We start from the raw sequence: 11,472 nt of genomic DNA, 5'->3' as shown, positions 1-11,472 counted from the left end.
CGGCGATTCCGGAAAACTGCCCAAAATCGGTCACGATAAAACGGAATGCGCGGTCACCATCATCCAGAACAGACGGTCACGTTCAAACGGAATGGGCGGTCACGATAGGGCGGAATACGCACCCAGAGAAGTAAGTGATGAAGCTGCTCAATAAACCTAACAAGCGCATGTTGCCGGACTGATTTTCCGCTGCGCTCCAAACCAGCCACAAATGCAGGCGTTATATCAGCATTCCCTCAACGTCCGGTCTTGGCCGAGGCTGTGTGAAAACTGTTAAGCCGTCCAGAAGTTGACGCCCGTACGCGAAATCTGGAGAAATTTCGCAATGAAGATGACTCAAATTTAGCGAGGGAGCGCGATTTTTGATCATTTTTTGGCCGGACCGAGGCTCTTCAAGCGTTTTCACACAGCCTCGGCCGATAGCTGAATTACCCAGCATCTCACTCACCACCAGAGGTGCACAAAACTGGTAAGGTTAAGTGCATTTATGTGACTGCTTACCAAGGATTTGGCATGGCGAATTCCCAACCATTCATTACGTCGATGCGTTTCTACGACGACCACGCCCATCAATTGTTTGACCAGTACCAGTCGCTAGGCTTTGAAAATGTCCATGGCGAGTGGCTGCATCAACTCCCTGAGCAAGTCGGCTTAGCACTAGACGTTGGCGCTGGAAGCGGGCGCGATGCTAAAGCGCTTGCAGAGCGTGGTTGGCAGGTAATGGCAGTAGAGCCAGCAGAAAAGCTGAGAACGTTAGGGCAAATGTATACGCAAGAAAGGGATGTCAGTTGGATTGACGATACTTTGCCTGCTTTAAATTGCATCCGTCAGCTTTCACAGCGCTTTCAACTGATTCTGGTATCAGCGGTGTGGATGCATTTACCACCTAATGAACAGCAACGTGCTTTGCGGGTTCTTAGCTCACTGCTTGCGCCGGGTGGGCTTATGGTAATCACCTGCCGTGAAGGCCCGGATAGCAATGAGCGTCAGTTTCATTCGGTCAACATGAGCATGTTGGATAGCTGGGCTCGTGATTTGGCGTTACTCCCCGTGCAGGCAAGTCATAGCGACGACCAACTTGGGCGCCAGGGTGTTGCTTGGCATCTACGTGTTTTCAGGCTACCTGATGATGGCACTGGGGCACTGCCTTCCCTTCGGCATATTATCGTTAATGACGACAAGGCATCTTCTTACAAGCTCGGTTTGCTACGCACGCTGACACGCCTTGCCGATAGCGCACCTGGCATAGTGATTTCACGAACAGAAGAATGGGTGACGGTACCTCTGGGAGCAGTAGGGCTCTTCTGGATGAAACTGTACCGTCCCTTATTGATAGAGCGTGATTTGCGCCAATCTCCCGGCGAGAAGGGGTATAGTTTCGCTAAGGATGATTTCTATCGCTTAAAGCAACTATCGCCACATGATCTGCGCATTGGCTCAGCCTTTTATGATCCTCAATGTGCTGCCACCGTCATGCGAGCAATCCGCGATGCCTGCCAAACAGTTCTAAAGATGCCTGCTCACTTCACCACCTGGCCCGGCAGCCAGCGGCCTGTATTTGATGGAAGTTATCAAGGGCTACGCATCCGCGAACAGGCCGTTCGACTTGATAGCGCCACGCTGGCTTCTTTCGGAACATTTCGTATCCCTACCTCACTATGGGACTCTATGAGCCGCTACGCCTGCTGGATCGAGCCCGCCATTGTTCATGAGTGGGCTCAGTTAATGCAGCGGTATGACGCCACTTACGATATCGGCACATTACATCTCGCCTTGCAGTGGCAAGAAAGTCGCCGTGACACACAGCAGGCGCGTCAACTGGTCAGTCAACGTTTACATGAACCGGCTCCACTGTCTTGCGTCTGGTCACAAAATGATTTGCACAGGCAAAATTACGCTATCGACCACTGCTTTCCCTGGTCGCGCTGGAACAACAATGATCTATGGAATTTGCTGCCAGCGACAGCAAAAGCCAATCAATCCAAATCGGATCGACTGCCTGCAGCTCAAGTGATGCAAAAGGCTAAACAGGACATTATGCACTGGTGGCAATATCTCGATGCCAGTACAGTCCGTCAGCAATTTCGTGATGAAGCTGCCGTAGCACTGCCGCTTGCCACGCCAACGTCTTCTCTGGATGGAATTTTTAACAGCGCATTACTACAACGCCAACGATTGAAGGCAAATCAGCAACTTGCGGAATGGATGGGGGTGCGCTAATAAGCCTGTGCCACACCTTGTGTCAGGTAAGAGCTAAAGGTCATTAGCTTGATGACAGGTATTAGCTCAAATGTTGACGAGCTTGGCACACTGATGACACAGAATTGACACACGCAAAACAAAAGGGCTTACGCGTTAACGTAAGCCCTTGAAATTATGGCGCGCCCGGCAGGATTTGAACCTGCGACCCTCGGCTTCGGAGGCCGATACTCTATCCAACTGAGCTACGGGCGCTTGTGGGTGCGTATCGTAACCGTGCGGGGCGGCTGTGTCCAGCCGCGAAGCGGTTTTGCGGGCTTGCTCAATTGACCCTTTTCCCTTCTCTAGTGCATGCTTTGGAAGCACTTCTGCACCTTAGAAAAATCGGGAACACAATAATATGAAAACATTTGCACGTAGCACGCTGGCGCTGGGCATCTCACTGGCGCTGGTCAGCGTCGCGAACGCCGCTGATTTTGCTGATATGGACCCTGTTACCCTGCGCCTGGCCCACGTGGTCAACGAGCAGGATGGTTTCCATATCGCAGCCACCAAGTTTGAAGAGCTGGTGGAAGAGCGTACCGAGGGCAAGGTCGATATCGAGATTTTCCCCAACGCCACCCTGGGTGATGAACGCACGCTGCTGGAAGGCATGCAGATCGGCACTGTGGATATGGGCGTAATCACCAACGGGCCGGTGGCCAACTTTGTGGAAGAGATGGCGGTGTTTGAACTGCCGTTCCTGTTCCCCTCCCCAGAAGCCGCTTACGAAGTGCTCGATGGCCCGATTGGCCAGGAGCTGCTCGATAAGCTTTCTGAGGTGAATCTGAAAGGCATGGCGTACGCCGAACGCGGTTTCCGTAACCTGACCAACAGCGAGCGCGCCGTAAACTCGCCGGAAGATCTGGACGGCTTGCGCATCCGCGTGATGGAAAACCCGGTTTACACCGACACCTTCCGCGAGCTGGGCGCCAACGCGATTCCCATGGCGTGGACTGAAGCGCTTACCGCCATGCAACAGGGCACCATCGACGGCCAGGAGAACCCAGTGAACGTGATTCACTCGTTCAACCTGGATGAAACCCAGAACTACATGACCCTTTCGCGCCACACCTACGCGCCGGCGATTTTTGTGATGGGCATGCCTGCGTGGAGCCAACTACCGGAACAGGCGCAAGAGGTACTGCTTGAGGCCGCACAGGAAGCCGCCGAGCACGAGCGCCAGGTGAACGCAGAGATGGAGAGCGAGCAGCTGCAAGCGCTGAGCGATGCGGGCATGGAGATTAACGACGCACCGGATATGGAAGCCTTCCAAGCCGCCGTCGCGCCGGTATACGAGAAATACGGCGAACAGTTCGGTGATTACCTGCCGCGCATCCAGGAGGCGCTCAAGTAAGTGACCACCACGACTCAACCGCTGTTAAAGCTGCTGCGTCGAATCGAGCTCGGGCTGGATGCCATCATCCAGCCCGTGGTCTTTGCGGGCATGGCGGCGCTGATTGGGGTGATTACCCTACAGATCGTCTCGCGGGTGCTGTTCACCGCCGTCGGCTGGACGGAAGAGGTCGCCCGCTTTCTGTTGGTGTGGATCACCTTCCTAGCCGGGACGCTGGCGTTTCAGCGCGGGCGACACATCGCCGTGACCTTTGTGGTGGATGCCCTGCCCGGCCGCCTGCGCCAAATCGCGCGCATTGCTGCGCTGCTGATTGTGCTGGCGTTTATGATCACCCTGATCGTGATCGGCTACCGCTATATGCAGGTGCAGAGCTTCCAGAAATCCGCCTCGCTGCGGCTTTCGATGACCTACGTCTACGCGGTGATGCCGATCTGCGCGGCAATCATGGCGTGGTATTCGCTGGTGGATATCATTGAATTGCTGCTGGGCGACGAGACGACCCACGCTCAGGAGGAGCCGCTATGACGCTGCTGCTCTTCGGGCTGTTCTTCCTGTTTATGCTGCTGGGCGTGCCGATTGCCTTTGCGATTGGCGCCAGCACGCTCTACGCCCTGCACCAATCCGGCGTGCCACTAATGGTGGTCACCCAGCAGATGTTTCAGGGCATCAACTCCTTTGCCCTGGTCGCGATACCCATGTTTATCCTCGCCGGGGATTTGATGGCCCAGGGCAAGGTGAGCGAAAAGCTGGTTAGCTTTGCCGATTCGTTAGTCGGTTTTATGCGCGGCGGGCTGTCGGTGGTCTCGGTGATGGCGGGCATGTTCTTTGCGGCGATCTCCGGCTCTGGTGCCGCAACCACGGCGGCGGTGGGTTCAAGCCTAGTGCCGGAGCTCAAGCGTAAAGGCTATGACCCGGCCTCAGCGGCCAGCTTGATCGCCGCCAGTGGCACCATCGGGGTGGTGATCCCGCCCTCGGTGCCCATGATCATCTACGCGGTCATCGCCCAGCAGTCGGTTTCCAAGCTGTTTTTAAACGGCTTTTTGCCGGGTTTGGCGATGGGGCTAGGGTTAATGGCCATTGCGATTGCCCAGGCCTACAAGCGCCAATACCCCAAGGGTACACCGCTGTCGTTGGCCACCATTTGGCATACCTTTAAAGATGCCAGTTGGGGGTTAATGACGCCGGTTATTATTCTCGGCGGTATCTTCTCGGGGATATTCACGCCTTCAGAAGCGGCGGTCGTGGCAGTGAACTACGCCATGCTGGTGTCGCTGTTTGTCTATCGTGACCTTAACCTAACCCAGATTTACAAACTGCTGATCCGTTCGGCGATGACCACCGCGGTGATTATGCTGGTGATTGCGATGTCGGCGGTGCTGAGCTGGACGCTCTCAAGCTGGCAGGTGCCGGGGGCGATTGCCCAAGCCGTGCTGTCGCTCTCCACCAATCCTTACGTGATCATGCTGCTGATCGTCGGAATTATTCTGCTGACTGGGGTATTCATCGAAACCGCCAGTGCGCTGATTATCCTCACCCCGGTGCTGTTACCGCTGGTGCTGCAGCTGGGCATTGATCCGATCCACTTTGGCTTGATTATCGTAGTGGGGCTCTCCATCGGGATGATTACCCCGCCGGTGGCGATCAATCTGTACGTGGCATCTTCGATTACCCAGCTGCCGCTGGAACGCATTACCCGCGCCATCATTCCTTACCTGCTGGGGTTGATCGGGGTGTTGCTGCTAGTCGTCTACGTGCCGATTTTATTAGGCTGGTCAGGTGGTTAGCCACGCGCTTTCTGAGGGCGGTAAACGCAACGGGGCTTGCCACTTGGCAAGCCCCGTTTTTTACTGATGGCTAAGCAACCGTTAGAACGCTTCCCACTCATCCTCTGCCTGATGGCTAGATGACGGCTGTGACGAAGGTTTTGCAGCAAGCGCTGGGCGTTTCAGCCCGTTGGCATTGCCCCGCTGGGAGGCAGATGGCGAGGCCAGCGCTTGGTGCCGCGGCGTGGGCTCATCGTCACCTAGCACAAAGGAGTTGATTAGCTGGTTCAGGTGCTCCGCATGACGACGCATGTTAGCGGCGGCGGTAGTCGACTCTTGCACCATGGCCGCGTTTTGCTGAGTCATGGTGTCCATCTCTGCCACGGCGGTGTTGATCTGTCCGATGCCGCTGCTCTGCTCTTTAGCACCGGCAGTGATTTCGCCAATCACATCGGTGACTTTCGCTACACTGGAAACGATTTCGCGCATGGTATCGCCAGCATTGCGTACCAACTTCGCGCCGGAATTCGTGTGCTGCACAGAGGCATCGATAAGCGTCCGGATCTCTTTGGAAGCATCGCTTGAGCGGCTGGCCAAAATGCGCACTTCTTGAGCAACGACGGCAAAGCCGCGGCCATGCTCCCCTGCCCGCGCAGCCTCTACCGACGCATTAAGCGCCAGAATATTGGTCTGAAAGGCAATCGCGTCGATCATGCTAATGATGTCGCTAATGCGCGATGCGGAGTCGTTGATATCCTGCATCGTCGTTTCGACCTGCCCCATCGCGGCCTCGCCTTCGCGGGCGACTTCAGCGGTGGAGAGCACTAGCGTATTGGCCTGCTGGGCATTGTCAGCGCTGTGATTGACGTTGGAGGTAATCTCTTCCATGGAGGCGGAAGTTTGTTGCAGATTAGCCGCCGCCTGCTCGGTGCGTGTGGCGAGTTCTTCAGAGCTTTGCGAGATTTCACCCGCTGCCTGATGCACGCTAAGCGTGCTGCTGCGCACGTCACGTAGCGTCTCCTGCATGCGTGCCACGAAGGCGTTGAACTGAATGCCCAACTCGCCAATTTCATCACTGCTCTCGACCGTTAACCGGCGGGTTAGGTCACCGCGCCCTTGGGCGATATCGTGCATAGCCGCAGAGGTGCGCTTGATAGGCCCTACGGTGCGACGCACCAAGCCGTACGTCAGCAGAGCAATGACAACAAATAGACCCAGTCCCAACAGGGAAGAGAATATAATACTTTGGCGCAAATCGGCGGCAGCCGCGGCTTCAAGCTCGGCAACGGCGTCGTCGACATCGGTCATATAAACACCAGCGCCGACTATCCAGCCCCACTTCTCTAGTTGATCAATGTAAGAGTGCTTAGGCTCTGGTTCGTTGGTGCCAGGATACTCCCACGGGTATTCGTAAAAACCGCCGCCCCCTTGGCCCACCGAGATAAAATCACGCACGATATAAGTACCGTCAGGCGCCTGTAAGTCGTTTAGATTGGTGCCTTCACGCGCAGGCGAGAGGGGTAACACCACATTGGTGCCGTCAAACTCATAAACGAAGATGTAGTTTTCACCTTCAAAACGCATCGCGCGCAATATTTCTGCAGCGCGTGCTTTGGCTTCACGGTCGTTCGCGCCAGCTTCGGCATAAATAGGGGCAATCGCGGTGGTCGCCATTTGTACGATGTCACGTACCGACGCTCGACGCTCTTCAATCAACAGCTCTCTCTGTTCGGCTAGCGTGTCATTGGTATCTTGGGTAGTGCTAAAGGCGTTAAACCCCACCAGCGCCACGGTCACGACCAAAAGAGGGAGCAACACCAGTATCAACACCTTGGTTTGCAAGCCAAGACCTGACTTAGGGGGAGCCGTATTAGAAGGGATAGGCAAAGTGGGCATTGTGTGTCTTCCAGGTTCGATCTTTAGAAAGGGTTTTAGTAAAGAGATGGAGTATATATCGACTTACTATGTGTCAACTTTAACCACTTTTTTGGTTTTTTTACTTTATAGGCAACTATTTAGCTAAAAAAATTGCGTACCATAACCTAGATTAAGGTAAAAGCACCCTGATCCATTCATGGTGGGGGAGTGGTGGCCAGGGATGGCCCGTTTTAGCAAGAAGCTAACACATGTTCTTCGGTTGCCTTGACCTTTTCTACCGCCTGGTCAGGGCGACCTTTTTATTGCTAATGTCTTTTTCCCTCTTTTAATAACCTCGTTATCTAATCTCGATCTGACATCTCCTGACGTCCTTGTTATTTGCGCTTGTTACTTGCTTTTGTTACTTACTTGCGCCAGCAGCGTATCATGGCGCTAGCGTACAAGGAGAACGGCAAGCCATGGTTCAAAATTCCTCGTTTATTAGTGCTGCCCTGCTCCTGATCCCTAAGTTGGTACTCTTTGCTTGGCGTGTATTACGCAATTTTCTCAAAAACCACGGCATTCTACTGGCGGGCGGCGTGGGCTATAACATTTTGCTCTCTATCGTGCCGCTATTTGCGCTGCTCGTGGTGCTATTAACCCAAGTGGTCGATCAGCAGCATCTGCTCAACGTGCTGGCTATTCAGGCCCGCCACATGGCGCCCGCCCACGCTGAAGTACTGCTGGATGCCGTACGCAGCCTGCTTGAAACCCGTGATGTGATCGGCATTTTGAGCTTTCCTATTCTGCTACTGTTCAGCTCATTTGCCTTTCGCATGCTTGAAGATGCCCTAGCGATTATTTTCCATGCGCCGGATAGCCCGCATATCAAGCGCAGCGTGTGGGTGTCGGTGATGCTGCCTTACGCTTTTATGGTGGTTCTCGGGGCCGCACTAATGGTGTTAACCCTGGTCGTCACCCTCGCCAGTTCGCTAAACACACTGGTCATGCTGCTTTTCGACCGCGAGTTGCCCTTAGCGGGGTTGTCAGAACCGGTGCTTAACCTAGCCAGTTTCATCGGCGTTTTCTTACTCTTCAGCGCCATCTACAAAGTGCTTCCGGTGGTCAAGATCGCTTTACACCGAGCGATAGTGGGTGGCTTCGTCGCGGCCTTAATGTGGGAGGGAGTGCGGCTAATATTGGTTTACTATTTCGTCAATCTGTCTTTCGTCAACGCTGTTTACGGCTCGCTGGCCACCCTGGTAATCGTGCTGATCAGCTTGGAAGTGGGCGCAATCATTTTACTGCTTGGCGCCCAGGTGATTGCCGAACTGGAGCGCAACACCCGCCTTGGTCTGCCATGGCACATCGACCCAAGCCGTCAGCCGGTTACCCGGGTTGATTGAGCAACTCTGGCGCGGCTGAGCTAGTCTTTAAAACGCTTACTGCAAAACGATGCTTAAAAATACAATGCTACAAGGGGTGAGAACGATGACGTTGTTCGATCTAACCGGCCGCACGGCGCTGATTACCGGTTCATCCGGCGGGCTGGGGCTTGCGATGGCTCGCGGGCTGGCGCAGTCAGGCGCTCAAATTATTATTCATGGGCGCAATCAGGACAAACTTGAAGCCGCACGCAAGACGCTCTCTGAGGAAGGCCATAAAGTGCTCACAACATCGTTTGATGTTGCTGACGAGGACGCCATTGAGCAGGCCCTTGAAGCACTGAAAAATGATGGAATCAGTATCGATATACTGGTCAATAACGCAGGTATGCAGCTCCGCCGCCCGCTGCTTGAGGTCGAACACGACCAATGGGATAAGGTCATCAACACGAACCTAACCAGTACGTTTCTACTGGGCCGTAATGTTGCTCGGCAAATGATTGAGCGCGGCAAGGGCGGCAAAATCATTAATATTGGCTCATTGATGAGCTCTGTTGCGCGGCCGACAGTGGGCGCTTACACCGCTTCTAAAGGCGGCGTCCGTTTGTTGACTCAATCCATGGCAGCGGAGTGGGCAGAGCACGGCATTCAAACCAATGCCATTGGCCCAGGTTACATGATGACGGAAATGACCCAGCCGTTAGTCGACGATCCAACATTTAATAACTGGCTGATTAACCGCACCCCTGCCAAGCGCTGGGGCGTGCCCGAAGACCTCGTGGGTACCGTGGTGTACCTCGCCTCACCGGCATCGAACTACGTGAATGGCCAGATCATTTATGTGGATGGCGGCATGCTGGCAGTGATTTAGTCGCCACCTCATTAACCGCCACCCATAAACCTAAAAACCGCCATTAGCTGGCGGTTTTTTTTGCAAACACTTAGCAAGCTTTAGCCGGTCTTCTCGGCGTGCTGCGGGCGCCGCTCATCCAGCATTCCTTTATCGAGAATAAAGCGGATGATCTCTTCAAGCCCGACCCCGTCATATAGGTTGGTAAATACGAAGGGACGCTCGCCACGCATTTTCTTCGAGTCACGTTCCATTACGTCTAGTGAAGCGTGCACATACTCGGCGATATCGATCTTGTTGATAATCAGCAGGTCTGATTTGGTGATGCCTGGCCCACCTTTACGGGGAATTTTATCGCCAGCGGAAACGTCGATCACGTAAAGCGTCAGATCGGAAAGCTCGGGACTAAAGGTCGCCGAGAGGTTGTCACCGCCCGACTCCACCATGACCAACTCCAGCTTCGGGTGCCGCGTCTGTAGCTCGTCGATGGCGGCCAGGTTCATTGAGGCATCTTCACGAATGGCAGTATGCGGACAGCCGCCGGTTTCCACGCCCAGAATACGATCCGCCGGAAGAGCATCGTGCTTGAGCAGAAAGTCGGCGTCTTCGCGGGTATAGATATCGTTAGTGACCACGGCGATGTCGTAGTAATCCCGCAGCGCTAAACAGAGTTGCTTGAGCAGCGCAGTTTTGCCGGAGCCTACCGGGCCACCCACACCAACGCGTAAACAGTGAGTCATTGTTCTCTCCTCGTTAACTTCTAAACAGGCGTGAATATTGAGTTTCATGCAAAGCGCTGGCCAGTGCTAGGCCGGGTAGCACCGGGCCTAACTCGTCATCATCCAGCGATAGCGCTTGATTAACGGCATCCACTAGCGCTGGGCGCAGTTGCTCAATTACGCGCTGGGCGGCGGTGTGACCCAGAGGAAGCGCTTTACAGGCCACTGCCAGTTGGTTCTCTAACCACGCCCAGGCAAAGCCCAGCAGGGTTTGGCGCACGGATACGCCTCGCGCATGGGCCGTAAAGGCAAACAGCGTGACGTAGCCTGCGTGAACCGGCAACAAGGGCGATAGTAAGCCCTCACTTGCCAGCGCTTCTTCTTTTGGCAATAAATCCAAGCTGCTCAACAAGCGTTTAAGCGAGGCGCCCAAACGGCTGTCTTCAGCGGCCAGCTCGGCGGTTTCCCGGGTGGCGGCCAGCCAATCATCCCATGCGGCAATTGATTGACTATCCGCTTGGTCGAACGCTTCATGCAATCGCGCTAGTACAGGCAGCTCGCAGCGGGTTAGGCCATCTTCCAGTACGCCACTTAACCATTCGGCAAGACTCGCCTCATCGCGCACCCAGTCCAGCTCGAAGGCGCTTTCCAGGCCTTGGGAAAACGCAAAGGCCCCAATCGGCAGCGCGGGGCTAACCAACTGCATCAGCCCCAGCAGCGCCAGCTCGTCGCTTTGTCTTTCTAGTGCGTTAAGCTCAGTGGGCATGGTAGTGCTCATGCGAGTGGTCATGATCGTGGTCGTGTGGATGGCCATGACCGTGGGAATGCGCATGCTCACCGCCCACTTGGTTATAGGCGCCTGGCTCCGGATCGAACGTTGCGTTGTGGTGCTCCAGTTTGGCACCCAGCAGCTCGGCGAGTTCTTCCAGCACGTGGTCTGGCGGGAAGCGCACCCAGCCGCCCTTTTCGTCTTCACCCAGCGCCAGCTGTACGTGGCGATTGCCCAGATGATAAGCCAGTCGCGCCAGGGGTAAGCCAGTACTCACTCGCGCGGTAACCACCGGCTCAACGGCGGCACAGACACGCACCACTTCACCGCTTTCGGCTTTCAAGCCTTCGCCACTGCGCAGCACCGGGCCACGATCCAGAAACAGCCCCAGCTCGCGGCCGCTATCGCTCTTGGTTTTTAAGCGCCCGCGAATGCGCAGCTCGAAGGGCAGCGTGAGTGTGTCGCTAGCGGCGCTCTCCTCTACTGGCCCTAAACGTTCTATCAGTTTTAGCATTGCTATCGTCCCTTCGCTGT

At 55.1% G+C, this 11,472-nt stretch carries 10 protein-coding genes and 1 tRNA gene; 6 read left to right on the top strand and 5 right to left on the bottom strand.

Annotated features, from left to right (window positions below; genetic code table 11):
* The first annotated feature begins 513 nt into the window (after nt 1–513).
* Nucleotides 514–2,220 (top strand): class I SAM-dependent methyltransferase, encoded by a 1,707-nt coding sequence (locus tag V8L70_RS10915; RefSeq protein WP_336269388.1) that lies wholly within the window; start codon nt 514–516, stop codon nt 2,218–2,220.
* A 157-nt stretch (nt 2,221–2,377) separates the two neighbouring features.
* On the opposite strand, the gene V8L70_RS10910 is transcribed toward V8L70_RS10915, so the two are convergent.
* A tRNA-Arg gene (locus V8L70_RS10910) sits at nt 2,378–2,454 on the bottom strand.
* A 145-nt stretch (nt 2,455–2,599) separates the two neighbouring features.
* Between V8L70_RS10910 and V8L70_RS10905 the strand changes: the two genes are divergently transcribed.
* From V8L70_RS10905 to V8L70_RS10895, 3 genes are read left to right on the top strand one after another with little or no spacing between them, the layout of a single operon-like run.
* Entirely contained in the window at nt 2,600–3,595 is a 996-nt protein-coding gene (locus tag V8L70_RS10905) for a TRAP transporter substrate-binding protein (RefSeq protein WP_336269387.1), read from the top strand.
* Nucleotides 3,596–4,120 carry a TRAP transporter small permease gene (locus V8L70_RS10900; protein WP_336269386.1) on the top strand — a complete coding sequence of 175 codons (525 nt, stop codon included), beginning with the start codon at nt 3,596–3,598 and terminating at the stop codon, nt 4,118–4,120.
* Entirely contained in the window at nt 4,117–5,379 is a 1,263-nt protein-coding gene (locus tag V8L70_RS10895) for a TRAP transporter large permease (protein WP_336269385.1), read from the top strand. Before V8L70_RS10900 ends, V8L70_RS10895 begins: the two co-directional genes overlap by 4 nt.
* Before the next feature lie 81 nt (nt 5,380–5,460).
* Here V8L70_RS10895 and V8L70_RS10890 read toward each other — a convergent pair whose 3' ends face one another.
* On the bottom strand, nt 5,461–7,254 hold the full coding sequence (locus V8L70_RS10890) for a methyl-accepting chemotaxis protein (protein WP_336269384.1): 1,794 nt from the start codon (nt 7,252–7,254) through the stop codon (nt 5,461–5,463).
* Between the two features lie 440 nt (nt 7,255–7,694).
* On the opposite strand from V8L70_RS10890, the gene V8L70_RS10885 reads away from it, so the two are divergent.
* Nucleotides 7,695–8,621 carry a YihY/virulence factor BrkB family protein gene (locus V8L70_RS10885; protein WP_101146809.1) on the top strand — a complete coding sequence of 309 codons (927 nt, stop codon included), beginning with the start codon at nt 7,695–7,697 and terminating at the stop codon, nt 8,619–8,621.
* Between the two features lie 85 nt (nt 8,622–8,706).
* Complete coding sequence (locus tag V8L70_RS10880; RefSeq protein ID WP_336269383.1) at nt 8,707–9,471, top strand: SDR family oxidoreductase; 765 nt, start codon at nt 8,707–8,709, stop codon at nt 9,469–9,471.
* An 80-nt stretch (nt 9,472–9,551) separates the two neighbouring features.
* Here the strand turns inward: V8L70_RS10880 and ureG are convergent, their stop codons facing one another.
* From ureG to ureE, 3 genes are read right to left on the bottom strand one after another with little or no spacing between them, the layout of a single operon-like run.
* Nucleotides 9,552–10,190: an urease accessory protein UreG gene (ureG, locus tag V8L70_RS10875; RefSeq protein WP_336269382.1), complete on the bottom strand. Its 639-nt coding sequence runs from the start codon at nt 10,188–10,190 to the stop codon at nt 9,552–9,554.
* Between the two features lie 13 nt (nt 10,191–10,203).
* The gene (locus tag V8L70_RS10870; protein ID WP_336269393.1) at nt 10,204–10,935 is read right to left on the bottom strand and encodes an urease accessory protein UreF; all 732 of its coding nucleotides are present in this window, start codon (nt 10,933–10,935) and stop codon (nt 10,204–10,206) included.
* Entirely contained in the window at nt 10,925–11,452 is a 528-nt protein-coding gene (gene ureE, locus V8L70_RS10865; RefSeq protein ID WP_336269381.1) for an urease accessory protein UreE, read from the bottom strand. The genes V8L70_RS10870 and ureE overlap by 11 nt, the downstream gene beginning before the upstream one ends.
* Between the last annotated feature and the right edge of the window lie 20 nt (nt 11,453–11,472).

Source organism: Vreelandella arctica (genome assembly GCF_037070215.1).
GTDB lineage: Bacteria > Pseudomonadota > Gammaproteobacteria > Pseudomonadales > Halomonadaceae > Vreelandella > Vreelandella arctica.
Note: the sequence above shows the minus strand (reverse complement) of the source record. Positions and strands in the feature narration are given on the sequence as shown.

What these genes read in the sequence shown, in the direction of transcription:
- V8L70_RS10915 (WP_336269388.1), top strand. Translation starts at nt 514, where the DNA reads ATGGCGAATTCCCAACCATTCATTACGTCGATGCGTTTCTACGACGAC.
- V8L70_RS10905 (WP_336269387.1), top strand. Translation starts at nt 2,600, where the DNA reads ATGAAAACATTTGCACGTAGCACGCTGGCGCTGGGCATCTCACTGGCG.
- V8L70_RS10895 (WP_336269385.1), top strand. Translation starts at nt 4,117, where the DNA reads ATGACGCTGCTGCTCTTCGGGCTGTTCTTCCTGTTTATGCTGCTGGGC.
- V8L70_RS10890 (WP_336269384.1), bottom strand. Translation starts at nt 7,254, where the DNA reads ATGCCCACTTTGCCTATCCCTTCTAATACGGCTCCCCCTAAGTCAGGT.
- V8L70_RS10885 (WP_101146809.1), top strand. Translation starts at nt 7,695, where the DNA reads ATGGTTCAAAATTCCTCGTTTATTAGTGCTGCCCTGCTCCTGATCCCT.
- V8L70_RS10880 (WP_336269383.1), top strand. Translation starts at nt 8,707, where the DNA reads ATGACGTTGTTCGATCTAACCGGCCGCACGGCGCTGATTACCGGTTCA.
- ureG (WP_336269382.1), bottom strand. Translation starts at nt 10,190, where the DNA reads ATGACTCACTGTTTACGCGTTGGTGTGGGTGGCCCGGTAGGCTCCGGC.
- V8L70_RS10870 (WP_336269393.1), bottom strand. Translation starts at nt 10,935, where the DNA reads ATGCCCACTGAGCTTAACGCACTAGAAAGACAAAGCGACGAGCTGGCG.
- ureE (WP_336269381.1), bottom strand. Translation starts at nt 11,452, where the DNA reads ATGCTAAAACTGATAGAACGTTTAGGGCCAGTAGAGGAGAGCGCCGCT.